We start from the raw sequence: 23,881 nt of genomic DNA, 5'->3' as shown, positions 1-23,881 counted from the left end.
CCTACTCCCGCTTCCCCCTGCCAAACGGGATCTTCAGCGTCACCGCCACCCCCTGCCCGCGCGCGCCGGGCAGTTCGGTGCGGATCGCGTGGACATTGCCCTTGCCGCCACCGGGTAACCGGAACGAGAGCGGGTCGCCGCGCGGTGGCTGGATCGGCTCGGGGAGCCTGGCGAGCCGCTGATCGGTCGGACGCGCGCAGACGACGATATCCTCCCCAGCTTGGGTGACGGGACACGGCAGCGCGACCCGCGGCGTCGGCTTGCGCAATTCGCGCGGGACGGGTGGCCCGGCAACGGACTGGAGCAGCAGGGCCATCAGCATCGACGACCAAGGAACCGCGTGACGCAGGTCAAGTCAAGCGGCGCGGCAGGGTCGGGAGCGCCGCGCGGTCGTCCGAGATCGCGTGGAGCCTAAAACAGGACCGCGCCGCCGGTCACCAGTCGCAGGTCCGGCGTATCGTGGTTCAGGCCCGCTACCGCCAGCACGTGGACTTGCAGGGTCTTGCGCGCCTTCCATGCGACCGATCCGGCCGCCGCAGTTTCGGTATGGTGCCCCGTCGGATCATCGTCACGCAGCACCGACAGTTCGGCCGTAGCGGTGAGCGTTTCGGCCAGCGAATAGCCGAGGCCGACGATGCCGCTATAGGCCAGATGCCGCCCGTTGCCGTCCTCGTCGACCGCCGCGTCGCCCTCGCCGGTTAAGGACAGCTGGACCTTTTCGCTCACTTCGTAGCTGACCGGCAGGACGATACCCGCGCCCCAGTCGCCCGCGCCGACGGGGTCGCGACCGATCGGAAGCGTGACGAACGGTTCGGCGGCGAACGAAAAGCCCTTGCCGTCCGGATTGCGGAAATTCCGGCGCAGGCCAAGCCGGAAATCGCCGATCCCGGTCGTCGTATCGATCAGGCCCGTCGTCTTGTCGCGCGTGCGGACCCGCCCGAACGGCGTCCACGACAGCTGAAGCTCGGTGCTCTTGGCAACGCCGAACCGTGCGTCGAAATCGCCCGCCAGGATCGTGTCCTCGCGCTGATCGGCATTGTCGTCGCGTTGCCAGTCGAGCGTGGACAGTTCGACCTGGACGTGACCGGGCGCGGTGATGCACGCGTTCGATCCCAGACTGGGCCGGTTCGGACAGAATACCGGATCGTCCTGCGCAACCGCAGGCGACGCCACGAAAATCGCTGCCGCCATCAGCCCGACGGCGGTTATCCCAAACTTCCCCACCACGAAACTCCCCTGTTGCGGGGAGTCATGCGCGAGGGTGGCGACGATTGCTAGCGCAACCGAACCCAAGTTGGTGCATGATCACTGGCCTTTTCCCGGCCGCGATAGGCCTTGTCGACGCCGGCATCGATCATCCGGTCGGCAGCCTGCGGACTAAGCAGCAGGTGATCGATCCTGAACCCCGCATCGCGCTGCCAGGCGCCCGCCTGATAATCCCAGAACGTCCAGACGCCGCCTTTGGGGAATTGCGTACGGAGTGCGTCGGTCCAGCCTTGTGCCACCAGCGCTCGGTAATGCTCGCGGCTTTCGGGCTGCATCAGCGCGTCGTCCTGCATCGCGCGCACCGAGAAGGTGTCGTCGTCGTTGGCGATCACATTGTAGTCGCCCGCGAGAATCGTCGGCTTCTCTTCGGCGAGCAGGACGCGCGCGCGCGCAGCCAAGCGGTCCATCCAGCGCAGTTTATAGTCGAATTTGGGCCCGGGCTGCGGGTTGCCGTTGGGCAGATAGAGCGCCGCGACGATCAGGCCGTCGACCTCGGCCTCGATATAGCGGCTGTGCTCGTCCTCCGGTCCGCCGTCGAGGCCGCGCTGCCGAACCTCCGGCACGCGCCCCTTGGCGAGGATCGCGACGCCGTTCCACGCCTTCTGGCCATGCCAGACCGCGCCGTAGCCGGCCGCCTCGATATCGGCGATCGGGAAGGTGTCGTCGCTCGACTTCAATTCCTGAAGACAGACGATGTCGGGCTGGTCTTCGGTCAGATATTCGATCAGCCGCGGCAACCGCGCCTTGATGCCGTTGACGTTGTACGTGACGATTTTCATGAATGCGTCAGACCGAGAAGCTGGAGCCGCAACCACACCCCGACGCGGCGTTGGGGTTCTCGACCTTGAACGCGGCGCCGGCGAGCGATTCGACGTAATCGACTGCGCAGCCGCGGACGAGGTCGATGCTGACGCTGTCGACGACCAGACGAACACCGTCATGCTCGGCGATCACGTCGTCGGGCTCGACCGAGTCGGCGAACCCGAACTTGTACTGGAACCCCGAACAGCCGCCGCCGTCGACCGAGAGACGCAGGATCGCCGGCTTCCCCTGCTTGACGGCGATCGCCGCGACACGCGCCGCGGCGGAGGGGGTGAGGATGATGTCGGGTGCCAGCGTTGCCATGATCAGGAGATAGGCGGTCGCGCTATCCGCGGCAACCTCGGGCCACCGTCCAAGCGTGATCCCGGCAAAAGCTAGAGTCTCATGCTGCGAGTCCGTCCCCGCGGGTCGAGGTCCCGGCTTTCGCCGGGATGACGGGGGTGTGGCCGGAATTGACCCCAATATGTCGCTGCAGCGATCAGTCCTGCGCGGCGGGGCCGGTCGTCGACACCGGAATCGCCCTTACCCCGCGATCCTGCGCGGCGAGGAGGTAGTCGGCGGTCGTCAGGAACGGCACCGGGTTCACCGCATGGCCATCGATGCGCACCTCGTAATGCAGATGCGACCCGGTCGAGCGGCCGGTCGAGCCCATCAGCGCGATGAGCTGGCCGCGCGTCACCCGTGCGTTGTCGGCAACGAGGATCTTCGAGAGATGGCCGTAGCGGGTGGCGATGCCCTTGCCGTGGTTCAGCTCGACCATGTTCCCGTACCCGCCCTGGCGACCGGCGTGCGCGACGATGCCGTCGGCGGTCGCATAGATCGGCGTACCCATCGGGCCGGGGATGTCGACGCCGGCATGCATCGCCGCGGTGCCGCGGAACGGATCGGTCCGGATCCCGTAATTGCTGGTGAACGACAGCGCATGCACAGGTTGGACCGACGGGATCGCGATCACGCCCTGCTGCAAGGTATCGAGCTTCTTCCAGGTCTGGAACAGCGTGCGGAACTGCGCATCGGCGCGAAGATCGGTGGAGGCTTCTTCGCTGTTCGCGGCGATCATCGGACCACCCATCGCCGTCGCGCGCGACCGCTTCGCCAAACGCTCGGGACGCAGACCGAGCTTGCGCACCGTCGCCGCTGTTTCGGCATAGCGCCGGTCGAGGACCTGCTGCGCGGCGCTGGCGAGCTGAACCTGACGCCCTTCGGCCTTGACCAGCGGCTTGACGACGTCGGCGGCGAGCTTGTCCGCCGCGGGATCGATCGGCCGCGTCGCGAGCGCCAGCGACTTGGCGTCGCCGGTCCCGGTCAGCGCGGCGGTGATCAGGGCCTGACGCTGCTCGATGCGCTTGGCGTGCGCCTCGGCGGTTTCACGGATCGTCGCGACGCGCTGATGCATCTGGACGATCTGGGTCTGCATCTGAGCAAGCTTGATATCGGCGGTCGGCGGCACGACCACGCCGGTCGCGGCGGCGGCGCCATACGCGGCCTGCGCTGCCCCATAGCCCGAGAACCCGAGCGTCACCGCACCGATCGCGGCGATCGCTGCCTGGCGTTTGCCGCCGAACCGGATGCGCCGCACCGTCGTACCGTCATGGAAGAGAACATCGCGCGTCGCGAACAGCGCCTTCAGGCGCGTTCCGAAGGCTGCAGCGGAAAATTCGACCATTGGTCCCCGACACAATAAATACAGGACCGTTCGCCCCCAAAGCGGACGGCTCCGAAACTCTGTCCTGATTCGCAGCCCCTCCGCGCGCCAGACTTGCGGGTTTAGGCCGGATACAACCGATTTCGGCAATAGCGCCCCGCCGGTCGCGCGGCGGAGCGCCGCAGTGGTGCGGCGAGTCGATGGAACACTGACGTCAAACGGCAAAAAATGCGCGAATCTGCGGGGGTTACCGCGGCCTCTTCAGACCGGACGATTTACAGCGCTCGGGCGGCGGCGAGGACGGCTTCGGCATGACCCGGCACGCGAACCTTGTGCCACGCTTTGGCCAAGGTGCCATCGGCGCCGAACAGGAACGTCGCGCGTTCGATTCCCATGTATTTCTTGCCGTACATCGCCTTCTCGACCCAGACGCCGAACGCCTCGCAGGCCCCGCCGTCGACGTCGCTCGCAAGACGCACGGTGAGCGCATGCTTCGCGGTGAACTTGGCATGCGCGGCGGGGGTGTCTTTCGAGATGCCGACGACACCGACGCCGGCCGCCGCGAATGCGTCGGCAAGCGCGGAAAAGTCCTTCGCCTCGGCAGTGCAACCGCTCGTGTCGTCCTTCGGATAGAAATACACCACCAGCGGCGCGCCGAGGCTCGCCAGCGATACCGCCTCGTCGTCGATCGTCACCGTCACGTCGGGGATCGTCGCACCGTCATCCATCTTGCTCTCCTGTCACGTGCGCCCAGAATCGCCGGACCTCCTGCCGCGTCGTTTCCAGCTTGGCAATCGCCGCCGGCCAGTCGTCGACACCAATCGCGCGTGCGATCAGCGCCTCGGTCGCGGCGCCCGGCGCGGTCGCATCGGGCGCGACCAGCCGCAGCGTCACCAGCAGCCGCGTCAGCAGGTCATGCGCGGCGCGCATCGTCGGCGACATCAGCGCCGCCTCGACCAGGCGGTCGATCGCGCGTCCCAGGTTCGGGTCGAATCCGGTGCGATGGACGAGCTGGACGACATGCACCGCAAATTCGAGGTCGACGAGCCCGCCCGGCAACAGCTTGGCATCGAGCGGACCCTTTGCAGGCTTGTGCGCGGCCATCTCGGTTCGCATCGACCGCGCATCGGCCACGAGATCGCGCGACGGCCGATCGCCTGCAAGAACATCGCGAACCACTGTCGCGACCGCGTCGCGGGCGGCCGCCGAGCCGAACACCGGCCGGGCACGGGTCAGCGCCATATGCTCCCACGTCCACGCGTCCTCGCGCTGATAGCGTGCGAAGCTGTCGAGCGTGACGACCAGCGGCCCCTGCCCGCCCGACGGCCGCAACCGTGTATCGATCTGATAGAGCGGGCCCGCCGCGGTCGCCACGGACAGCGCCGCGGTCACGCGCTGCGCGAGCCGGTTGTAGTACAGCGTCGCCCCCAACGGCTTCGCGCCGTCCGATTCGGCGGAGAACGCACCGGTGAACAGGTAGATCAGGTCGAGATCGGACGCGTGGGTCAGCATCGCGCCGCCCATCCGACCGAGCGCCAGGATCACCAGTTCGCTGTCGGGGACGCGACCATGCGCCTTGGCGAACGCGTCGATCGTCGCCTGCGTCAGCACGCCGATCGCCGCCTCGGCGACCCGCGCGTAACCCGCGGCGACGTCGAGTGGATCGGACGTGCCCGCGATGATCTGCGCGCCCAACGCGAAGCGCAATTCGCCGACCACCCGCCGGACATGATCGAGCCGCGCCTGATAGTCCGCGCCCGCATCGCCTGCGCGCATCATCGTCTCCAGCGCCGCGACATCGCCGACCGCGTCGAACGCGCTGGCGTCGATCAGTCCGTCGAGCAGATCGGGACGTCGCCCCAGATCGTCGGCCAGCGTCGGCGCATGACTGAGGATCGCGGCGAGCAACGTCGCCAGCCCCGGTCGCGCCTCAAGCAGGCGGAAGACGTTGATCGCGCTGGGCAACCGTTCGAGCAACGCGTCGAGCCGGAGCAGCGCCGATTGCGGCTCGGGCGCCGCAGCGAGCGCGGGCACGAGCGTCGGCAGGACCGCCTCCAGCGCCTCGCGCGCGGCGGGACTGCGCAGCGCGGGATAGGTGCCGCCACGCCACGCCTCGATCCGGCGACGCGCCGCCTCGGGATCGGCATAGCCCGCGCGAGTCAGATCGGCGTCGAGCGTCACCGGATCGTGCGAGAACGCCGGGCGCACGGTATCGTCGAGCGCGTCGTAGATCCGCCCGGTCGCGGCCACGCGCGGCAGCAGCAGCGCCAGCAACGCATCGCTATCCGGCAGACCATGGAGCTTCGCCACCCGGTCGAGCGCATCGCCGGTCGGCAGCGTGTGAGTCTGGCGGTCGTCGATCATCTGCACGCGGTGCTCGATCGTGCGGAGCAGCGTATAACCGTCGATCAACGCGGTCGCCTCCGCGCCGACGATCCAGCCCGCCTCGGCGAGCCGAGCCAAGGCATCGCGGGTTGCGGGCACCCGCAGCGCCGGATCGCGACCGCCGTGGATCAACTGGTGGATCTGCGCGAAGAACTCGGCTTCGCGGATGCCGCCGCGACCACGCTTCAGGTCATAGCCCGGGCCGAACGCCTGCCCCTGCGAATGATGATCGCGGATTCGCCGCGACATGCCGCGGATTTCGCCGATCGCTCCGAAATCGCGCGCGCGCCGCCAGATGAACGGCCGGATCGTCTCCAGGAACCGCGTGCCGAGCGCGATATCGCCCGCCGCCGCCCGGGCCCGGATGAACGCGGCGCGCTCCCAGGGCAGCGCCTGCGCCTCGTAATAGCCGATCGCCGCCTCCACCGGCAGGACGATCGGGGTGATCTCGGGCGAAGGCCGCAACCGCAGATCGACGCGCAGGACATAACCATCGCCGTCGCGCGCCTGCAGCAGTTCGACAACGCGCTTGCCGATCCGGACCGCAGCCTCGTCCGGCTCCTCGCGCGGACGACAGGGCAGCGTGGCGGGATCGAACAGCAGGATCGGATCGATATCCGACGAGTAGTTGAGCTCACGACTTCCCTGTTTGCCGAGCGCGATCGCGGTGAAGCCGCGCATCTCTGCGCCGGGGGTTCGCTCCTCGATCGCGGTTCGGATCGCGGTATCCAGGGCACGATCGGCAAAGTCGGTGAGCGCGCCGGTCACCGCGGTCAGGTCGAGCACGCCGGCCAGATCGCCGACCGCGACCGTCAAGGCGACCGCGCGCCGTTCGATCCGCAGGCGCTTCGCAGTCGGCATGTCGGGTTCGGCGCTCGACGCCGAGACGTCCAACTCTCCGCCGAGCAGCGACGCCTCGAGCGCGGGCTCGCGGTCGAGCACCATTGCCAGGAAAGGCGACCAGAGCCGAGCGCGCTGGGTCGCATCGACGATACGATCGGCTTGGGAGAGATCGGGAGCTATTGCGGACATGGACGGGTGATACAGACCGCGGCGTCAGCGTGTCACGACAAAGCAACAAAAAGCCGCATCGGCCGTTATGATACTATGTCTTATGCATTCCTCACGATCAGACGCGAAGAGGACGGTCGGCAGATCGTCGATCGCCCGCGCGTGACCGATGTGATCGGCTACACGCTGCGCGGCGCTTTCGACGAGTCGCACACCTTGCCGCCTGAAATGATGCATTTGGTCTGCAGACTGGACAGCATTCCGCATCGTCTGAACTGACGAGACCGTCCGCTGATCACCGGCGAGGCTCTACCGTCCGCGGCTGAGTTCTTCGACATCGCCCATGATCGAGTCGAGCGCGGTCTTCGTCGTGTCAGTCTCATGATCGCGGCGCGACGGCAACGATCCGTCGTTGAGGATCGTCTCGAGCGCGACCCGGCCACGCGCGACGCGGCTCTTGATCGTACCGACCGCGACACCACAGATCTCAGCGGCTTCCTCGTACGCGAAGCCACCCGCCCCGACCAGGATCAGCGCCTCGCGCTGCGGCTGTGGCAGATGCATGAGCGCGCGCTGCATATCGCCGAGTTCGACATGGCGATCCTGGCTCGCGGGGGCCGCAAGGATACGATCGGCAACCAGATCGTCCCACTCGCCCTTGAAGCGCGCACGGCGCATCTGCGACAAGTAGAGGTTACGCAGGATGATGAACGTCCACGCGCGCATGTTCGTACCGGCCTGAAAACGCAGACGTGCCGCCCAGGCCTTCAACAGCGTTTCCTGCACGAGATCGTCGGCCAGATCGCGGCTGCCCGACAGCGAGCGCCCGAACGCGCGGAGATGCGGGATGACCTGCGCGAGTTGAACCTTGAACTCCGCATCGGACAGCGAGACATGCTCGACCGGCACGACGACTTCGTCGATATCATCCTCGACATCGGTACGTGGAGCAGGCTGGGTCATGGTATTCCGATCAATCCCGATGGTAGGATGCCGCCGACGTCCGACAAGCATAGGGATGCGCTTTGGTCAATGCCAGCGACGCGCATCCAACAAAAGTTAGCGAATGACGAGGAAGCCAAAGATTGCGATCACCAGAATGAGCGAGATCGCCAAAATATAGCGCGTCATGTGGGGGGTTGCGCCAGCGCGCGCATCATCGGTTTCGACGTGGATACGATCGTTCGGGTCAGCCATGATATGTGTAACCCCCGGAAACTGTTTTGGGTCCGTGTCCGTAACGACCACGGACCCAACCTGGATTATAAATGCGCCATAATCAAGGCTTTGACCGCCCCGAATTACCCATGATTCAGTTTGCCGGCACGGTCGCCTGATCGAAGAACAACGCCTGGCTGATCGCAGCCTTCACAGTCGAGCGCTGGAACGGCTTGGTGATCAGGAAGGTCGGCTCGGGCCGCTCGCCGGTCAGCAGGCGCTCGGGGAAGGCGGTGATGAAGATCACCGGCACTTCGAACTCGGCCAGGATGTCCTTGACCGCATCGATGCCCGAGCTGTCGTCGGCAAGCTGAATATCGGCCAGCACGAGGCCCGGCCGCATCTCCATCGCCAGCGCGACTGCCTCGTCGCGCGTGACCGCGACACCCGTGACGTCATGCCCGAGATCGCGAACGATCGTCTCGATATCCATCGCGATGATCGGCTCGTCCTCGATGATCAGGACCTTGGCACGGGTCTGGTTCTCGATTTCCGACAGCGCTTCGGCGACGAGATCGTCGACTTCGCTCGGCTCGACCTCGATCAGATACGCGGCGTCCTCCGGCGTGAAGCCTTCCATCGCGGTTAGCAGCAGCGCCTGACGCGACAATGGGGTCATCCGCGCCAGACGCGCACGCGCAACGGCCTCATGGCCCTGGGCTTCGTTTGCGCCCTCGTCGGCAACTTCGTCGAAGTTCGCCGAGTTCCAGATCGCCTGGAACATCCGATACAGTCCGAGACGTGGATCGACATCGCGCGGGAATTCCTCGGGCGCCGCGACGATCGCTTCGAGTGTGGCGCGCACGTACTTGTCGCCATGCATCTGGCTACCCGTGAGGGCCCGGCCATAGCGCCGCAAAAATGGCAGGTGCGGTGCGAGTTGCTGTCCAAGCGACATGGGTAACGAATACTCCCTGATCCTATACGGCCCCTCATGTGTCGGGCGGCTCGCATCATTACAATGGCGTCGGTCGAAAATGGCCCGGATCCGTCGCGCAGTCACCTTAACATATGACAACGTTGTACGCAGACAGGGAATTTTCGCTCCAACGCGGAACTATCGAGATGCTATTTGGTTTCACGAGCAGCTTTTTGTGAGTGTGCGACCTGTGTAAGGACCGTGTCATACTCGCAGCCACACCATCGGTATGCGTCGTGCAGGGGGAAGTTTTGAGTTTGGGCCACGACACGGAGAAGACATTGCCTGCCAAGAGCCCAAAGTCGGTCCCAAATAAGGATCAACAAATGGGATCGGCACTGCGATCGGTCTACCAGAAGACCGTCGACGAGGCGATTCCGGACGACCTGCTCGATCTCCTCGGCAAGCTAGACTGACGGCGGGCCGGATGGCCTCGCCAACCGACGCGGCGGACGAACGCCCGTCGCCCGCCGCACCAGATCTCGCAATGCCCACCGAACATCGCCTGCTGACAACGATGCGGCATCTGCCAACGGGCGCCAAGCTGTTCTTGATTATCAGCGCCGCGCTGTTGCCGCTGGCGCTGATCGCGGTTTTCGCCACCTTGCAGACCACGCGTCTCGCCGACGCCGAAGCGCGGGCGCGACTGCGCGTCACCGCCAACGAAAGCGCACGGGCGATCGCGATTGAGCTGGTCGGCGACATGACCGCGCTGCGCGTCGCGGTGAATGCGCTCGGCACCGATCCCGCCGACGCACCGAGCTGCGCTCGCGCCCAGGGCGTGTTCGCGCAACAGTCTTCGGCCGGTACGCGCTTCATCATCACCGACCGCGCCGGCCGTGTGCTGTGCGGCGTCGCGCTGCCCAACCCGGTGACGTTGCGGCGCGACGATATGCCGATTTCGGCCGCGATCGTTCCCGATGCCGGGCTGCTGCTTGCGATCTCCGGACCCAGCTCTGGTTCCGGCGGCGGCACCTCGGCCCGCGCCTATTTCCCGCGCGCCTTCCTCGAGAAGATCGCCAAGCCATCGACGCGGACCTCGCCCGTCAGCAGCGCCATCGTGCTCGACGAGGATGCGCTCCACCTCGAGACAATTCCCGACGAACGCCCGCTAGATCGCATGGAAACGACCCGGACCGATCTCGGCGTCGCTGGCCTCGCACTGCGCACCAGCGTTCGCAGCGCACCTGTCACCTCGTCGCTAATCGTCGCGATGCTGTTGCCCTTGCTGATGTGGCTCGCCGCCGCCAGCATCGCTTGGTTCGTGGTCGATCGCCTGCTCATTCGGCCATTGCGGCGCCTGCGCGGGGCGGTCGCCGCGTTCACGCCCGGCGAGGAGCTCGACTTCGGCATTGTCAGCACGCTACCCGCCCAGGAGATTCGCGAGCTTGGCGAAACGTTCCAGGCGATCAGCCGCACCGTCGCGCTGCACGAGGCAGGGCTCGCCGAGGGCCTCGTCCGCCAGACCAAGCTGACGCGCGAAGTCCATCACCGGGTGAAGAACAACCTTCAGGTGATCTCCAGCCTGATCAATTTCCACGCGCGCAGTGCACCGAGCGCGGATGCGACCGCGGCCTATTCCTCGATCCAGCGCCGCGTCGATGCGCTGGCCGTCGTCCACCGCAATCATTTCGCCGAGCTCGAGGAAAATCGCGGGCTCAACCTGCGGACGATGATCGGCGAATTGTCGGCCAATATTCGCGCGACCGCATCCGATCGCTCGCACGGCCTTGGCATCACGCTCGATATCGACCCGTATCTGGTCAATCAGGACGTCGCCGTGGCGATCGCGTTCCTGGTCACCGAAATGATCGAACTGGCGATCAGCTGCGATCCGGTCGCGCAGATCCGGATCGTCGTGAAGCCCGCCGAGAAGATTGCCGACAAGCCCGATCGCGGGCTGCTCCGCGTCGTCTCGCGCGCGCTGGTCGAGAGCGATGCGCTGCGCGAGGCGGTGTCGCGCTACGGCCGCGTCATGGAGGGTCTGTCCCGCCAGTTGCGCTCGCCGCTGCATCACGATCCGCTGGTCGGTGCGTACGAGATCGCGTTCGCGATCACCGGGCGCGACTGACCGAATCTCGAATTTTTCGGTCCGCAAGGGAAAATTCTTCAAAGCCGGGAACCGACTGCGGCGATCGCCGTTTGATAAAGCGGATAGCGAATTTATGCCCCCCCGCTCTCGCTATCCGGAACACAGGCCCGGCCGTATCACCCTCCCCCCCGGTGATGCAGTCGGGCCTTTACGTATCTAAATCATTGAATTTCCGAGTTTCGCGTCCGGAACGAAATTCCCGCCCGAACATTGCATCTCCGGTGGCATTCAAGCCCTTCTAGGAGGAAGTATCATGCGTAAGTTGGTTGGACTGGTCGTCGTCGCAGGCGCCCTCATGGTTTCGGCATGCAACACGGTCGAAGGCGCTGGCAAGGACGTCGCATCGGCAGGCAAGACCGTCGCGAAGACCGCAGACAGCGCCAAGTAAGCCTTTGCGCTTTCGCGCTAACAGAACGGGGCCCGGTGCACACGCACCGGGCCCCGTTTTCGTATCGGCCGTTTCAGCTTTCGACGACGTCGGTGGACTCGCCCTCGACAGCCTGGGCCTTCGCCCGGCTGCGCTCCGTGAACCAGATCCCGATCAGCGCGAGTTCGTACAGGATCACCAGCGGGATCGCGAGCAGCAGCTGCGACCCGATATCCGGCGGCGTCAGCACCGCCGCGATCGCGAACGCCGCGACGATCGCGTAGCGCCGCGCGCCGATCAGCTGTTTGCGCGTCACGATCCCCGCCCGCTCAAGCAGCATCAACAGCACCGGCAGCAGGAACGAGATCCCGAAGCCGAACAGGAACTGCATCGTGAAAGACAGGTAATTGCCGATCGCCGGCAGCGCCTCGCGGTGGATGCCGCCGACCATGCCGTCGAACCCGAGCAGGAAGTGCAGCGCCATCGGGATCGCGACGTAATAGGCCATCGCCGCACCCGTCAGGAACAGCACCGGGGTCGCGAGGATGAACGGCAGGAGCGCGCGCTTCTCCTTCTTGTAGAGTCCCGGCGCGACGAACTGCCACAGCTGGTTCGCGATCACCGGGAACGACAGCATCATGGCGGCGAAGAACGCGACCTTGATTTGGACAAAGAACGCCTCGAAGATCTCGGTATAGATGACTTTGTTCTGGCCGGCCGCGAGCAGCGGGTGGACCAGAAAACCGAAGATATCCTCGGCAAAATACATCGCGATCGCGAACGTCACGACCAGCGCGGCGATGCAATACAGCAACCGCCGACGCAGCTCGATCAGATGGTCGAGCAACGGGGCCCGGCTTGCGTCGATCTCGCTCATGTCTTGCTTTCAGCTGTCTTGCTTTCAGCGGCCCCGGGGGCGCGGAGGTTGAGGTCGATCACGATGGCGCGACGTCGGACTTGCCGGTCTTGTCGTCGATCGCTTTGGGTGCGGGAACCGGAGCCTTCACCTGCGCATCGAACAGGTCCGGGGCGCGATCAGGCGAAAGCGCGGCCACCCCAGGCCGATCGCCGCGACCGACATCGTGATCCGGAGCATCGCCTGCCGTAGCGGGAGCAACCACCGGCTTCTCGACCATCACAGGCTCGTCCGTATGATCGTCGGAATGGTCGATCGACCGATAGTCGCGACGATACTCCTCCTTCTCGGGCGAATGCACGACCTGCGTCGTGTCTACCGCGGAGTCCGTGGCCGTCTGTGGATGCTCGCGCATGATGCGTTCGTTTTCCGACGCCCAGCGCTTTTCCATCTCTTCGAGTTCAGCCTCGCGAACCATCGAGTCGAAGCCCGAGCGGAACTGACGTGCGACACCGCGCGCCTTGCCGACCCAATAGCCGACCACGCGCATCGCCTTGGGCAGATCCTTCGGACCGATCACGACGAGCGCGACGAAAGCCACAAGCAGGAACTCGGAGGGCGCGATATCAAACATTCAGCCGCGCCTATCTAGCAACTTCAACTCTGCCGACTTCAAGCGGGGCGGTCGTCGCGAACGCGATTGCCGTCGCGGTCGAACGCGGGATCGGCCGACTTCTGCGCTTCGATCCGCGCCGACGGCTTGGCGGGCGTATCGTCGTCCTGCTCGGCCATTCCCTTCTTGAAGTTCTTCACGCCCTTGGCAACGTCCCCCATCAGGCTGGAAAACCGACCGCCGCCGAGAAGGAGGATCGCGACGACCGCGAGGACGAGCAAGTGAATCGGGCTAAAACCGCCCATGGCCATTCTCCTGAAAACTGAGCCCTATCTAAGCCTCATCCCGCCTCATTGCCAGAGATTGCGCCATCCCCGCCGCCATCTTCGCCATCTTCGAGCCGATCGAAGGCGAGATCGACCGGATCGAGCAGCCCGGCGGCGCGCAAATCGTCGATCCCCGGCAGGTCGCGGCGGCTCGCCAATCCGAAATGGACGAGGAATTCGGGGCTGGTTGCAAACATCAGCGGACGCCCAGGCACTTCGCGCCGCCCGGCCGGACGCACCCAGCCCGCCTCCATCAGCACGTCGAGCGTTCCCTTCGAAATCTGAACCCCGCGAATCGCCTCGATCTCGGCGCGCGTGACCGGCTCGTGATAGGCGATGATCGCCAGCGTCTCGATCCCCGCGCGACTGAGGCGGCGCGGTTCCTCGCGATCGCGGCGGAGCATGTGCGCCATGTCGGGCGCGGTCTGGAACTGCCAGCGCTCACCACGCCGGACGATCGCGATCCCGCGCCCGGCGTAGTCGGCGGTCAGCGTTTCGAGCGCGGTCTTCACGTCGCCCGCTCCGACATGCGCGCGGATCGCGTCGATCGTCAGCGGGGCTTCGGCGGCGAACAGCACCGCCTCGACGGCGCGCGCGAAGTCGTCGGGCGGGGTCATGCGCGAGCCCGTAGGTACAGCGGTGCGAACGGCGACGCCTGCCGGAGCTCGATCTTCCCCTGCCGCGCGAGTTCGAGCGCCGCGACGAAGCTCGACGCCAACGCCGACCGCCGCAGCCGTTCCCCCGCCTCGGGCAGGAAGCTCTCGATCACGCTCCAGTCGATCCGTTCGCCGACCAGCATCGACACGCGCTCAAGCGCCGCCTCCAGCGTCATCACCTCGCGGTCGGCGACGACATGCATCACCGGCCGGGTTCGCGCCGAGATCCGGCCATAGGCGGCGATCAGGTCGAATATCTCCGCCTGCCAGGCCGCCTTGCGCACCGTCCGCAGTCCCTCCGGCGCGCCACGCGCGAACACGTCGCGACCAGTCCGATCGCGCGCCATCAGCCGCGCGCCAGCCTCGCGCATCGCACTCAACCGCTCGAGCCGAAGCTGCAACCGCAACGCCATTTCCTCGGGATCGGGCTCGGCGAGCGGATCGCGCGGCAGGAGCAACGCCGACTTCAAATACGCCAGCCACGCCGCCATCACGAGATAATCCGCCGCCAGTTCCAGCTTCAGCGCGCGCGCGGAGTCGACATACGCCAGATACTGTTCGACCAGCGCGAGGATTGAAATCGTCCGCAGATCCACCTTCTGCCCCCGGGCCAACGACAGCAGCAGATCGAGCGGCCCCTCCCACCCGTCCAGATCCAGCGTCAATTGTGCGTCGCTCATCGGGGCGAGATACAGGATCGCAGGCGGTTCGACATCTGGGAATAGCGCGTTTGGACGACGCGTCCTGCCAGATCGCTAAGATGTTGGGGTGCTCGTCGCGCGAAATCGATCATTTCGCCCCACGCGACCACCACACGGTGACGCCATACCGTTGACGAGCGGGCGACGGGAAGACATAGGCGGCGCCACGGCGATGGATTTCCGCCGGGTCGTTCGACCGAACCGCTCTAGCACGAGCCGATGATTCCTACTTGGCGCCGACAGGCAGCAAGGAGGATTTGTGCGCGCAACCTTTCGAACTCTCATCGCTCAACTGAACATCGTGGCATTCGCCCGCGACCGGCAGGCTCATGCCCTGTCGGTCGTACGATGGGCCGCGATCCTGGTGCCGATGGCGGCGCTGGTCGGGACGCTGTGCGCAGCGTTCCTGTGGAGCCTGGATGCCGTCACGCGGCTGCGCTTCGCCTGGCCCTGGCTGCTGTACCTGCTGCCGTTGGGCGGTTTCGTGGTCGGGTTGCTCTATCACGTGACCGGCCGCTCGGTCGAAGGCGGCAACAACCTGATCGTCGAGCAGATTCACGAGCCAGGCGGCGGAGTGCCGTTGCGGATGGCACCGCTGATCTTCTTCGGCACGGTAGTTACGCATCTGTTCGGCGGATCGGCCGGACGCGAGGGCACCGCGGTCCAATTGGGCGGGAGTCTCGCCAGCGGTTTCGGTCGCGCGCTGCGGCTCGATGCGGACGGCATGCGCATCCTGCTGATGACCGGGATCGCGGCCGGGTTCGGCGCGGTGTTCGGCACGCCGATCGCGGGCACGGTGTTCGCCCTGGAGGTGCTTGCGATCGGACGGGTCGAATACCGCGCGCTGGTGCCGTGCCTCGTCGCGGCGCTGATCGGCGACTGGACCTGCCTCGCCTGGGGCATCCATCACGGGATCTACCGGGTCGATGCGATGGTGCCGGTCGATGCGCTGCTCGTCGGCAAGGCGGCCATCGCCGGCGTCGCGTTCGGGCTGGTCGGACTTGCCTTCGCCGAGGCCAATCACGCACTGGGGGGATGGCTCAAGCGGATCGTCCCTTACGGTCCGTTGCGTCCCGTCATCGGCGGTGTTGCGGTCATCGCGCTCGTCTACCTGTTCGGCACGCGCGATTATCTCGGGCTCGGCACGCTCGGCGCGACCCCCGACAGCCTCACCCTCCTCAGCTTTTTCGGGCCGGACACCTATCCCTGGAGCTGGGCGCTGAAGCTGCTGTTCACCGTCGTCACGCTCAGCGCCGGGTTCAAGGGTGGCGAGGTCACGCCGCTGTTCTTCATCGGTGCGGCGCTCGGCAACGCGCTTGCTCCCATTTTCGGCGTGCCGACCGGCGTGTTCGCGGCGATCGGGTTCGTCGCGCTGTTCGCCGGCGCGGCCAACACCCCGCTCGCCTGCACCTTCATGGGGATAGAACTGTTCGGCGCGACCTATGCGGTGCCAATCGCGGTCGCCTGTTTCGTCGCCTATCTATGCTCCGGTCACAACGGCATCTACCTGGCGCAGCGCATCGCTGTCCCCAAGGTGCCGGCAACCGGCCTGACCCCGAACGCGACGTTGCGCGAGGCTCGGGCACATCGCGCCACCCGCCGCCCGTACCGCTGATGCCCGCACCGATCGAAGGTCCCGTCGGCGAGCGCGATCAACGCGAGGTCTTCTGTCGGCGACCTGCTCGGCGAAAAGGTGATCGTCTACAAGCAGGAGCACTGGAGCACTGCGCCCGCCGCGATCGGTAACGAGGTCTGCCTGCGGCCATCAAGCGGCAGCGAGAAGCGCATCCCGCGTGGCGATCAGGTCGGCGACGTCGCCTTTTGCTGGTCCGACCGACGCCATTGCGCGGTCGAGACGGGCGCGGGAGGCGTCGGAGATTTCACTCAAACGACCGGCGATCTCGATCATCTCGTCCATGCGGGCCCAGCAGTCGAGGACGATGTCGCAACCCGCGGCGATCGCGCCGGCGGCCTTGTCGCCGGCAGTGCCCGACAGCGCCTTCATGTCGATGTCGTCGGTCATCAACAGGCCGTCGAAGCCGATCCGCTGGCGGATGATCCGGTCGATCACAAGCGGCGACAGCGTCGCGGGGCGATCGGCGTCCCAGGCGTCGAAGACGATATGCGACGTCATCCCCATCGGCGCCTGGTTGAGCGTGCGGAATGGTTCGAGGTCGACTTCCAGCTCGGCGTCGGTCGCGGTGACGGTCGGAAGGTGATGGTGCGTGTCGAGCTTGGCACGGCCGTGGCCGGGCATGTGCTTGACGATGCCGACGACTCCGCCCTCGGCGAGCCCCTCCAGCGTCGCCCTGCCGAGCGCGGCGACGCGCATCGGATCGGCGCCGAACGTGCGGCATGCGACAGCCTCTGTGGTGTCGGGTTGCGCCACGTCGAGCAGCGGAGCGCAGTCGACGGTGATGCCGACTTCGCTGAGCATCGCGCCCAGCGCCTGCCCGTTCGCGCGCGCCGCCTGGATCGCGGTCATCGGTGCGCGTTCGTACGCCGCGTCGAACACCGGGCCTGCGGGAAAAGCCGGCCATTCGGGCGGTCCCATCCGGGCGACGCGACCGCCCTCCTGGTCGATCAGGATCGCCAGGTCGTCGCGGCCAGCGAGGTCGCGGAGCGAGTCGGTCAGCGCGCGGACCTGCGCGCGGTCGACGATGTTGCGCTTGAACAGGATATAGCCGGCGGGTTCGCACTCCGCGAAGAACGCGCGCTCCTGCGGCGTGAGGACGGGGCCGGACAGGCCGAAGATGACGGGCTTCATGACTGGGTCCTAGCGAAACGGGCGCGCGCAATCACGCGTCAATAGTCCTTCGAGACGCGGACGTTGGCGCTCTGCCGGCCGAGCGTCGAGATGCTCGACAGCAGCGAGAGCCAGCGCGTGACCTGGAACTCGACCTGCGTCGCCGAATAGCCCTGCCCGTCTGTGACGATCTCCGCATACAGCCGCCGGGTGACGTATTTGCCCGCGGCGATCGAGGTGCCCTGCCCGGTCTGCGGGTCGGCCGGCAGGATGCGCAGGCGGTCGAGCCCGGCGGCGCGGCGCACCGCGTTGATCGGATTGAGCCCACTCCCGCCGCCCTGCAACGCCGCGACCGCCGCCGCCAACTGAAGGGCTTCAGGCGCGGACAGATTGGTGATTGAGGTGCCGAACAACAGCCGCGAGAGGAGTTCGTCCTCGGGCAAGGCGGGCGTGCTGGTGAAGCCAATCTCGGGTTTCAGCGCATAGCCGGTGACGCGGATCGACGCGCTGAGCCCGGTCGAATCGGCGTTCGCCTCAATGTCGAGGGCAGGATTGGCGGGCACGCCGCCGTCGAAGCGGATCACGCCGCGCGACAGCGCGAACTGCCGGCCCGCGAACTCGTAATCGCCGCGGATCAGCGTCGCGCGACCGGTGATCGCCGGGTTCTCGGGCTGGCCGGCGATCTTGAGATTGGCGGACCATTCGCTGGTGAGGCCAAGCCCGCTGACCATGACTTGGTTCGGCGCCCGCGCCTTTATCGCAAGCGTCCACGGCTTGGTCGGTGCATCGATTTCTTCACCGCCGTCGGGGAGGTTGATTTCGCGGATGTTGAGCTGGGGGACGGCGCTGGCGGCGGTGGCCTGGCCGAGGCGGTAGCGGCTCTTGTCGAGCATCACGTCGCCCGCGATCGTCCCTCCCGCGCCGTTCGACCTGAACGTCAGCGGGCCGGAGACGGTCGCGCCAATGTCGTCGCGGTTGATCATCACCGCCTTGTCGGCCTGCAATTTGAGGTCGAGACCCACTCCCGCGGCGGCGGCGAATTCGAACTGGCCGGTGCCGGTGACGCGGCCGCCCTTGCCCGCGTCCGCGCCGAACCGGTCGATCACAAGCCGCGACCCGCCGAAGCGACCGCTTGCCTGGACGTTGGTGAGGACGGTGCCGGTGGTGGCGCTCTCGATCCGCGCGCCGTTCGCCTGGACGATGCCGCGCAGCGTCGGATTGGCGAGCGTGCCGACGACGTCCGCACCGATCGCGACCGGGCCCGACAGGTCGAACAGCTCGACCCCGGTGAGCCGCCAGAGCGTGTCGGCCGGGCCGCTGTAGCGAAGCTGCCCGAACAGACGCGCGTTGGTGATGCGCGAGGCGAGGTCCCCCTGCCCTAAGGGTGCCAGTTGGGCCTGCGCGCGGCCGATCGTCTTGCCGGCGGACGCGATCACCGCGCGCAGGCCGAGCTTGTCGGGCGACAACACCGCCGCGACGCCGACGTCGATCGGGCGCGACGATAGGACAAGGCCGGCGCGGCTGAGCCCGCGGATCGTGAGATCGGCCTTGCCGGTCGGCGCGGCGCCGTTCGCGGTGGCGACGTTGAAACGCCCTGATGCCGAACCGCTGAGACCCAGCCCGGGATAGCCGATGTCGAGCAGCGCGAGCGGCATGCGCGTCAGGCTGGCGTCGACCGCGGTGCTGGTGCCGGTGAAATGGCCACCGACCTGCGCCTCGCCGCCGCCGAAGCTGAGCTTGGTCGGCGCGAGGTGCCAGCCGTCTTCGGCCTGCGTCAGCACCGCGGGGGTGAGCAGTTTCAGCGGGCGGCCGTCGAGCGTGCCTTGCGCGGAGATCGCGTAACTGTTGGCGGTCACCTGCGTGACGCTATGGATATCGAACGCCCGTCCGCGCGAGCCAGCGATCGATGCCTTGATCGTCCCGACGCCGCCGCGCAGCGATGCGGAACCGTTGAACCGGGCGAGGCTGAGCGTGCCGCGACGCAGGCCGAGGCCGGTTGCGGTCGCCTCGATCGAGGTGCCGGCGGGATCGAACAACGTGACGAAATCGAGCTTACCCGATCGGAGCGCAACGGTGTCGAGCGTCGCGGCCTTGGCGGCGAGATGGCCTTCGATGCGCTGAACGGTTTCGACCGGACGGAACAGAAGTTCGCCCGAGATACCGCCGCCTGCAACCGCGAGCGCGCCGTTGAAGCCGCCATCGACGACCGCGATGTTACCGCTCGCGCGTGTGCCGGCGACGTTCAGTGTGGCGACCTGGATCGTTGCGTCCGCGCCCGGCGGCAAAAGGATGGCGCCGTTTGTGGTGAACGGCCCGAGCCGAGATCCGCCGGCTGCGGTGAACGCGAACCCCTGCGGCGTCGGGCCGAGATGCGCACGGACGTTGGACAGGCCGAGCGTCGCATTGGGGCTGGCGAAGACGAGGTCGAGCGTCGGCTTTTCGATCTGGCCGTCGAGCACGAGCTGTACCGGGCCATAGGTCTGCTGGCGCCCGCTTCCCTCGAAATGAAAGGTTCCGTCACGACGACGATAGCCGTTGCCGGTCAGCCGGATCTGCGGGGCGGTCAGCATCAGGTTGGTGAAGTGGAGGATGCCGTCGGTGGTACGTTCGAGGTTGGTGGTGATGCGCGGCAGCCCGCCTGCGAGGCTGCGAAAGAAGGCATTGTCGAGCCGCACCATCTGCGCGCTGCCCTGGCCGATCACGCGCGTGCCGTGGCGGTTGGGGCCGGGGACGACGCGCAAGGTGGACTTCACGTCGACGATGCCAAGGCCGGGGATCAGATAGCGACCGAGCCCGCCGTTGATGCCCACCTCGAACTGGCCGTTGCGCAGATCGACCGCGAGATTGATGCTGCCGGTGAGCTTGTCGGAGCGGAGCTTGAGCGCGTCGCCGGTGAGCAGCGTCGGCGTCACGCGGAGCAGGCCGTCGACCGACAGGTTGCGCAGGATCCCGCCCGCGACGGTGCCGACGCCGGTGACGCGTGCGGCGGTGAAGCGAATCGGCACGGTTACCGGTGCGGCGGACAGGCGGCCCTTGCCGGCGGCGTGCGCATTCTCGAACCCGGTCTGGTCGAACGCGAACCGGCTGGCATCGAGGCGGTAGTCGAACGCCGCGGTCGCGAACGGGCCGTCCAGGATCGCGCGCAATTCGACCATGTTGCCGGTCATGTTGTCGAACAACGCCGGCGGCCGCAGCAGTCGTGCCTTGATCCGGACGTCACGATACGCGTTCGCACCGAGATCGACGATCCCGGTCGTGTCGATCGCCAGCGCGGGCGTGCGCAGCGAGAGCTGCCCGTCCAGCCGGCGGTTGGCGAACTCCGCACTGCCGTTGACGAGGATGCGCGGCGCCGTCAGCCGCTGCAGCCGCCCCTTGAGCAGTGACGATGGCGAGAGCGTGCCCGACAGCGTGTAGCGCCCGGCCAGCTGCGCGAGCGCGAGATCGACGACGCGCGTCGTGCCGACGATGCCGTTGGCGCGGCCGTTCCACTTCGCCCAGCTGCCGTCGCCGGTAACCGCGAGCGCGACCGGGCCCTTCGCCTTCACCATCCGCGCGAGCACACCGCCCGCGGCCCCCTTCGCGGCAACGTCGAGGTCGAAGCGATCGCGTGCGGGCTCGGCGTCGATCCGTAGCTTCAGATCGTCGCTGCCGGCGACGCGTGCCTTGAGGTCGACGAGTGCTCGGCCCGACCGGATGTCGGCGCGGCCTTCGAGCGTCCCGATCCGCTGCGTTCCCAGGACGCGCTTGGCGAGCGTCAGCCGACCGACCGACAGCTTGCCGATATGAATATCGAAATCAGGCAGGGCCGGTCCGCGTGTCTTCGACGGCCGGGTGCGCGGGGTGTGAGTCAGGATCGCGCGATCGACAATCAGCCGCTGAATCTCCAGCCGGTTCGAAAACCAGTCGAACGGCGACCAGTCGAGTTCGACGTTGGGCGCCTGGAAGACCAACCCTTCCAGATCGTACACGCGCAGGTCGATCAGCCGCGTATCGCCGTATAGCGATCCCTCGATCCGCCCGACCGTGAAGCGCAGCCCGTTGGCGGTCCTGATCGCGGCGATCCGGTCCGCGACGAAGCGGTGGCCGATGCCGGTGTCGACGATCAGCAACGCCGTGCCAAGGATCACGAGCAGCGCCATGATGGCGCTGACGATCCACCGCCACCACGCGATCCGGCGCCTTGGAAGAGCGTCCTCGCTCAAAACGCCTGCCCCAGCGAGACGTAGACGGCGACGCGGCTGTCGCCGGGCTGTGGGTTGATCGGCGTGCCGACGTCGAGGCGGATCGGGCCGAAGTTCGAATAATAGCGGACGCCGATCCCGGTGCCGTACTGCAGCCCGGTGAACTTGGGCAGCGGCGAGGTGTATATGTTGCCCGCGTCGAGGAACGGCACGATGCCGAAATTGCCGAATGCCTTGACCCGCGCCTCGACCGAGAATTCGGTCAGGCTGCGGCCGCCGATCGGGTCGTTGTTGGGATCGCGCGGCCCGATCGACTGATAGCCGTAACCGCGCACCGACGCGCCTCCGCCGGCGTAGAAGCGCCGCGACGGGGCCACCTCGTCACGCGGCGCGCCGACGATCGTACCGAGCCGGGTACGCGCGGCGAGCACGACGCTGCCGCCGATCGGCTGGTACACGCTGCCGTCGAACTGCGTGCGCGCATAGCCGAACACGGAATTCTGCAACGACACTTCGGGACTGAGCCGCGCGCCGAGCCGGAACCCCTTGGTCGGGTTCAGCAGATCGTCCGAACCGTCATAGTTGAGCGTCGTCGGCAGCGCGCCGATGAAGAACGTCCGTCGCCGCGGTGCGCCGGTCGAGACGATCACGTCGCGCTCGTCCGACGCCAGCAGTTCGGCACCGACCGACCAGGTCCAGGTTTTCTGGAAGAAGATGTTGGTCTGCCGCTCGAGGCTGCCCGCGAGCGTGAAGGTCTTCGCGTCGTACGCGTCGCGGTTGGTGTGGACGCCCGACGCCTGGAACGTCAGCACCCGGTCGCGGCCCTCGAAATTGTTGCGTCGGAAGACGATCGAGCCGAGCTGTTCCTGCGTGCCGAGCACACCGCGTACCGTCAGCGCGCCCTCGGGTGGGAACAGGTTGCGGTGAGTCCAGCTGAGTTCCGCGCGCGCGCCTTCGCCCGTGCCGTAGCCGAGCTCGCCCGCAACGGTGCGCGGCGGTGCCGGGTCGAGCTTCACCGCGACGTCGACGGTATCGGGCGTCGCCCCCTGCACCGGCTTGAGGTCGACCGCGGAGACGAGGCTGGTCTGGATCAACGCGCGGCGCAGATCGTCGAGCTCGGCTGCGTCATAGGGATCGCCGGGCGAGAAGCGCGCGATGTCGGCGACATGATCCGCGCCGAACACGCGGTTGCCAGGCAGCGCGACGATGTTGCCGAACTTGCGCGCGCCGCCGGGCTGCACCGACAGATCGAGCGTCGCGGTGCGGGTGGCGTGGTCGACGACGATCGCCGGATCGCCGACCTTGGCGAACGGGAAGCCTTCGCGGCCGATCTGCGTCGTCAGCTTGGCCTGCCCCGCGACGATCGCATCCGAATTGACGGGGTCATCGGGCTTCACGCCGAATGCGGTCGTCAGCCCCGGCGCCTTGCCGCCGGCCGCAGCGATGCCGTCGATCGTCACGCCCTTGAACTTGTAGAGCGTGCCGGGGGTCGCCGACAGCACGACCATCGGCTTTGCGCCGGGCTCGATGCGGGTGACGACGTTGGCATCGTAATAGCCTTCCGCGCGGAGCAGGCTGTTGAGCAGGTCGGCATCCTCGCGCGCGCGGCGATCGAGTTGCGCGGCGTTGGCGGGCTGCCCGTCGTTCGCGTCGAGCGTCGAGAGCTGAGCGAACCGTTGCCGCAACAGCGTCGTGTCGATCGCGTCGATTCCGTCGATCCGCCACGTGTAGCGCGTCTCCGCATTGGCGTCGGTGACCGCGATCGTGGTCGCGGGATCGTCGGGTGTCGCCGCGAGATCGGGCCAGCCGACACCGATATCCGGGAGCGCGGCGAGCGGCGAATTGGGGTCGAGCGACATCGGCGTATCGGGCGCGGGGTTGGACGATGCGGGCGCCTTTGCTTGCCCAGTGGCCGAGGGTGCGGGCGCAGATCCGGGCGCGGGTGCGCTTTGGGCCGTGGCACCCGAGATCGTCAGAACGAAAAAGGCGGCGGCCGGCCCGGCTCGCCCGACGCGGGACAGCATCACCGGCTCCTAGCCGGGCTTGTCGTTGCGGAACAGTATCTAACGCCGCATTT

The 23,881-nt window shown here is 66.9% G+C and carries 23 protein-coding genes and 1 riboswitch; of the genes, 5 read left to right on the top strand and 18 right to left on the bottom strand.

Features of this window, described 5'->3' with window-relative positions; genetic code table 11:
- Position 1 precedes the first annotated feature (1 nt).
- From ACLBWL_RS14860 to ACLBWL_RS14830, 7 genes are all read right to left on the bottom strand, one after another.
- Positions 2-322, bottom strand: coding sequence for a hypothetical protein (locus ACLBWL_RS14860; RefSeq protein ID WP_447794305.1), 321 nt, complete (start codon positions 320-322; stop codon positions 2-4).
- Positions 323-411: 89 nt separating this feature from the next.
- The gene (locus ACLBWL_RS14855) at positions 412-1,191 is read right to left on the bottom strand and encodes a transporter (RefSeq protein WP_447794303.1); all 780 of its coding nucleotides are present in this window, start codon (positions 1,189-1,191) and stop codon (positions 412-414) included.
- 83 nt (positions 1,192-1,274) lie between these two features.
- Positions 1,275-2,045: an exodeoxyribonuclease III gene (gene xth, locus ACLBWL_RS14850; RefSeq protein ID WP_447794301.1), complete on the bottom strand. Its 771-nt coding sequence runs from the start codon at positions 2,043-2,045 to the stop codon at positions 1,275-1,277.
- 7 nt (positions 2,046-2,052) lie between these two features.
- The gene (erpA, locus tag ACLBWL_RS14845) at positions 2,053-2,391 is read right to left on the bottom strand and encodes an iron-sulfur cluster insertion protein ErpA (protein WP_447794299.1); all 339 of its coding nucleotides are present in this window, start codon (positions 2,389-2,391) and stop codon (positions 2,053-2,055) included.
- 175 nt (positions 2,392-2,566) lie between these two features.
- Positions 2,567-3,754, bottom strand: a complete 1,188-nt coding sequence (locus ACLBWL_RS14840; RefSeq protein ID WP_447794297.1) for a M23 family metallopeptidase — start codon at positions 3,752-3,754, stop codon at positions 2,567-2,569.
- Between the two features lie 254 nt (positions 3,755-4,008).
- Entirely contained in the window at positions 4,009-4,461 is a 453-nt protein-coding gene (locus tag ACLBWL_RS14835; protein ID WP_447794295.1) for a peroxiredoxin, read from the bottom strand.
- Complete coding sequence (locus ACLBWL_RS14830; protein WP_447794293.1) at positions 4,454-7,150, bottom strand: bifunctional [glutamine synthetase] adenylyltransferase/[glutamine synthetase]-adenylyl-L-tyrosine phosphorylase; 2,697 nt, start codon at positions 7,148-7,150, stop codon at positions 4,454-4,456. The genes ACLBWL_RS14835 and ACLBWL_RS14830 overlap by 8 nt, the downstream gene beginning before the upstream one ends.
- A 6-nt stretch (positions 7,151-7,156) precedes the next feature.
- Between ACLBWL_RS14830 and ACLBWL_RS14825 the strand changes: the two genes are divergently transcribed.
- Positions 7,157-7,408 carry a hypothetical protein gene (locus ACLBWL_RS14825; RefSeq protein WP_447794291.1) on the top strand — a complete coding sequence of 84 codons (252 nt, stop codon included), beginning with the start codon at positions 7,157-7,159 and terminating at the stop codon, positions 7,406-7,408.
- 30 nt (positions 7,409-7,438) lie between these two features.
- Here ACLBWL_RS14825 and ACLBWL_RS14820 read toward each other — a convergent pair whose 3' ends face one another.
- The 3 genes from ACLBWL_RS14820 to ACLBWL_RS14810 form a co-directional block, all read right to left on the bottom strand.
- Positions 7,439-8,092, bottom strand: a complete 654-nt coding sequence (locus ACLBWL_RS14820) for a sigma-70 family RNA polymerase sigma factor (protein ID WP_447794289.1) — start codon at positions 8,090-8,092, stop codon at positions 7,439-7,441.
- Positions 8,093-8,188: 96 nt separating this feature from the next.
- A complete protein-coding gene (locus tag ACLBWL_RS14815) occupies positions 8,189-8,326 on the bottom strand; it encodes a hypothetical protein (RefSeq protein WP_447794287.1) in 138 nt (45 codons plus the stop codon).
- A 115-nt stretch (positions 8,327-8,441) separates the two neighbouring features.
- Complete coding sequence (locus ACLBWL_RS14810) at positions 8,442-9,245, bottom strand: response regulator (protein WP_447794285.1); 804 nt, start codon at positions 9,243-9,245, stop codon at positions 8,442-8,444.
- A gap of 347 nt (positions 9,246-9,592) precedes the next feature.
- Between ACLBWL_RS14810 and ACLBWL_RS14805 the strand changes: the two genes are divergently transcribed.
- The 3 genes from ACLBWL_RS14805 (at position 9,593) to ACLBWL_RS14795 (ending at position 11,746) form a co-directional block, all read left to right on the top strand.
- On the top strand, positions 9,593-9,682 hold the full coding sequence (locus ACLBWL_RS14805; RefSeq protein ID WP_162233433.1) for a NepR family anti-sigma factor: 90 nt from the start codon (positions 9,593-9,595) through the stop codon (positions 9,680-9,682).
- A gap of 71 nt (positions 9,683-9,753) precedes the next feature.
- Positions 9,754-11,337, top strand: coding sequence for a sensor histidine kinase (locus ACLBWL_RS14800; protein WP_447794424.1), 1,584 nt, complete (start codon positions 9,754-9,756; stop codon positions 11,335-11,337).
- Positions 11,338-11,611: 274 nt separating this feature from the next.
- Positions 11,612-11,746, top strand: a complete 135-nt coding sequence (locus ACLBWL_RS14795) for an entericidin A/B family lipoprotein (RefSeq protein ID WP_132738056.1) — start codon at positions 11,612-11,614, stop codon at positions 11,744-11,746.
- 73 nt (positions 11,747-11,819) lie between these two features.
- On the opposite strand, the gene tatC is transcribed toward ACLBWL_RS14795, so the two are convergent.
- The 5 genes from tatC to ACLBWL_RS14770 are packed head-to-tail and all read right to left on the bottom strand — an operon-like array spanning position 11,820 to position 14,856.
- A complete protein-coding gene (tatC, locus tag ACLBWL_RS14790; RefSeq protein ID WP_447794283.1) occupies positions 11,820-12,602 on the bottom strand; it encodes a twin-arginine translocase subunit TatC in 783 nt (260 codons plus the stop codon).
- Between the two features lie 58 nt (positions 12,603-12,660).
- Positions 12,661-13,215: a Sec-independent protein translocase protein TatB gene (tatB, locus tag ACLBWL_RS14785; RefSeq protein ID WP_447794281.1), complete on the bottom strand. Its 555-nt coding sequence runs from the start codon at positions 13,213-13,215 to the stop codon at positions 12,661-12,663.
- A gap of 38 nt (positions 13,216-13,253) precedes the next feature.
- Complete coding sequence (locus ACLBWL_RS14780; protein WP_447794279.1) at positions 13,254-13,499, bottom strand: twin-arginine translocase TatA/TatE family subunit; 246 nt, start codon at positions 13,497-13,499, stop codon at positions 13,254-13,256.
- Between the two features lie 35 nt (positions 13,500-13,534).
- Positions 13,535-14,137: an SMC-Scp complex subunit ScpB gene (scpB, locus tag ACLBWL_RS14775; RefSeq protein WP_447794277.1), complete on the bottom strand. Its 603-nt coding sequence runs from the start codon at positions 14,135-14,137 to the stop codon at positions 13,535-13,537.
- Positions 14,134-14,856, bottom strand: a complete 723-nt coding sequence (locus tag ACLBWL_RS14770; RefSeq protein WP_447794275.1) for a segregation and condensation protein A — start codon at positions 14,854-14,856, stop codon at positions 14,134-14,136. Before ACLBWL_RS14770 ends, scpB begins: the two co-directional genes overlap by 4 nt.
- 180 nt (positions 14,857-15,036) lie before the next feature.
- Positions 15,037-15,113: riboswitch (Fluoride riboswitch) on the top strand.
- Positions 15,114-15,136: 23 nt separating this feature from the next.
- Between ACLBWL_RS14770 and ACLBWL_RS14765 the strand changes: the two genes are divergently transcribed.
- On the top strand, positions 15,137-16,492 hold the full coding sequence (locus tag ACLBWL_RS14765; protein ID WP_447794273.1) for a voltage-gated chloride channel family protein: 1,356 nt from the start codon (positions 15,137-15,139) through the stop codon (positions 16,490-16,492).
- A gap of 150 nt (positions 16,493-16,642) precedes the next feature.
- On the opposite strand, the gene ACLBWL_RS14760 is transcribed toward ACLBWL_RS14765, so the two are convergent.
- From ACLBWL_RS14760 to ACLBWL_RS14750, 3 genes are read right to left on the bottom strand one after another with little or no spacing between them, the layout of a single operon-like run.
- Positions 16,643-17,644 carry a glycoside hydrolase family 3 N-terminal domain-containing protein gene (locus ACLBWL_RS14760; protein WP_447794271.1) on the bottom strand — a complete coding sequence of 334 codons (1,002 nt, stop codon included), beginning with the start codon at positions 17,642-17,644 and terminating at the stop codon, positions 16,643-16,645.
- 38 nt (positions 17,645-17,682) lie between these two features.
- Positions 17,683-21,762, bottom strand: a complete 4,080-nt coding sequence (locus ACLBWL_RS14755; RefSeq protein WP_447794422.1) for a translocation/assembly module TamB domain-containing protein — start codon at positions 21,760-21,762, stop codon at positions 17,683-17,685.
- 59 nt (positions 21,763-21,821) lie between these two features.
- Positions 21,822-23,828 (bottom strand): autotransporter assembly complex protein TamA, encoded by a 2,007-nt coding sequence (locus tag ACLBWL_RS14750; RefSeq protein WP_447794269.1) that lies wholly within the window; start codon positions 23,826-23,828, stop codon positions 21,822-21,824.
- Between the last annotated feature and the right edge of the window lie 53 nt (positions 23,829-23,881).

The sequence above is a fragment of the Sphingomonas sp. M1A8_2b genome, from assembly GCF_053345535.1.
The sequence above is the reverse complement of the archived record's forward strand: the minus strand, read 5'-3'. Positions and strand labels throughout refer to the sequence as shown.

Excerpts from the sequence above, each read along its gene's own strand:
- ACLBWL_RS14860 (WP_447794305.1), bottom strand. The coding sequence starts at position 322 with ATGCTGATGGCCCTGCTGCTCCAGTCCGTTGCCGGGCCACCCGTCCCG.
- ACLBWL_RS14855 (WP_447794303.1), bottom strand. The coding sequence starts at position 1,191 with ATGGCGGCAGCGATTTTCGTGGCGTCGCCTGCGGTTGCGCAGGACGAT.
- xth (WP_447794301.1), bottom strand. The coding sequence starts at position 2,045 with ATGAAAATCGTCACGTACAACGTCAACGGCATCAAGGCGCGGTTGCCG.
- erpA (WP_447794299.1), bottom strand. The coding sequence starts at position 2,391 with ATGGCAACGCTGGCACCCGACATCATCCTCACCCCCTCCGCCGCGGCG.
- ACLBWL_RS14840 (WP_447794297.1), bottom strand. The coding sequence starts at position 3,754 with ATGGTCGAATTTTCCGCTGCAGCCTTCGGAACGCGCCTGAAGGCGCTG.
- ACLBWL_RS14835 (WP_447794295.1), bottom strand. The coding sequence starts at position 4,461 with ATGGATGACGGTGCGACGATCCCCGACGTGACGGTGACGATCGACGAC.
- ACLBWL_RS14830 (WP_447794293.1), bottom strand. The coding sequence starts at position 7,150 with ATGTCCGCAATAGCTCCCGATCTCTCCCAAGCCGATCGTATCGTCGAT.
- ACLBWL_RS14820 (WP_447794289.1), bottom strand. The coding sequence starts at position 8,092 with ATGACCCAGCCTGCTCCACGTACCGATGTCGAGGATGATATCGACGAA.
- ACLBWL_RS14815 (WP_447794287.1), bottom strand. The coding sequence starts at position 8,326 with ATGGCTGACCCGAACGATCGTATCCACGTCGAAACCGATGATGCGCGC.
- ACLBWL_RS14810 (WP_447794285.1), bottom strand. The coding sequence starts at position 9,245 with ATGTCGCTTGGACAGCAACTCGCACCGCACCTGCCATTTTTGCGGCGC.
- ACLBWL_RS14805 (WP_162233433.1), top strand. The coding sequence starts at position 9,593 with ATGGGATCGGCACTGCGATCGGTCTACCAGAAGACCGTCGACGAGGCG.
- ACLBWL_RS14800 (WP_447794424.1), top strand. The coding sequence starts at position 9,754 with ATGCCCACCGAACATCGCCTGCTGACAACGATGCGGCATCTGCCAACG.
- ACLBWL_RS14795 (WP_132738056.1), top strand. The coding sequence starts at position 11,612 with ATGCGTAAGTTGGTTGGACTGGTCGTCGTCGCAGGCGCCCTCATGGTT.
- tatC (WP_447794283.1), bottom strand. The coding sequence starts at position 12,602 with ATGAGCGAGATCGACGCAAGCCGGGCCCCGTTGCTCGACCATCTGATC.
- tatB (WP_447794281.1), bottom strand. The coding sequence starts at position 13,215 with ATGTTTGATATCGCGCCCTCCGAGTTCCTGCTTGTGGCTTTCGTCGCG.
- ACLBWL_RS14780 (WP_447794279.1), bottom strand. The coding sequence starts at position 13,499 with ATGGGCGGTTTTAGCCCGATTCACTTGCTCGTCCTCGCGGTCGTCGCG.
- scpB (WP_447794277.1), bottom strand. The coding sequence starts at position 14,137 with ATGACCCCGCCCGACGACTTCGCGCGCGCCGTCGAGGCGGTGCTGTTC.
- ACLBWL_RS14770 (WP_447794275.1), bottom strand. The coding sequence starts at position 14,856 with ATGAGCGACGCACAATTGACGCTGGATCTGGACGGGTGGGAGGGGCCG.
- ACLBWL_RS14760 (WP_447794271.1), bottom strand. The coding sequence starts at position 17,644 with ATGAAGCCCGTCATCTTCGGCCTGTCCGGCCCCGTCCTCACGCCGCAG.
- ACLBWL_RS14755 (WP_447794422.1), bottom strand. The coding sequence starts at position 21,762 with ATGGCGCTGCTCGTGATCCTTGGCACGGCGTTGCTGATCGTCGACACC.
- ACLBWL_RS14750 (WP_447794269.1), bottom strand. The coding sequence starts at position 23,828 with ATGCTGTCCCGCGTCGGGCGAGCCGGGCCGGCCGCCGCCTTTTTCGTT.